The following is a 243-nucleotide window of genomic DNA, read 5'->3' on the forward strand; positions in this document are numbered from 1 at the left end:
TAATAAATGTGCATTGAAATGAAGGTGACTTCTGATGGTAGGTCAATGTCAAAATAAAGCACCAAATGGCAGACTAGTGGCAATAGGATGTAACTACGAGCCTTGGATAGCGCTACTCGAACAGTCAGGTTGGAAAACTCAGTGCTGTTACGACTTAAGAACGGTTGATTCAATCCTGGAAGAATTCAGCCCATGTATTTGTATCGTTGATTTAAGCAATAATGATTTTAGCTTAAACAGCAT

General features: G+C 38.7%; 1 protein-coding gene. It reads left to right on the forward strand.

Annotated features, from left to right (window positions below; all coding sequences use genetic code 11):
• Nucleotides 1-34: 34 nt before the first annotated feature.
• Nucleotides 35-243, forward strand: a 209-nt coding sequence (locus tag ACYP03_RS27575) for a VpsR-related response regulator (protein WP_459782881.1), incomplete at its 3' end; no start/stop codon positions are given.

It is taken from the genome of Photobacterium sp. R1 (assembly GCF_054600795.1).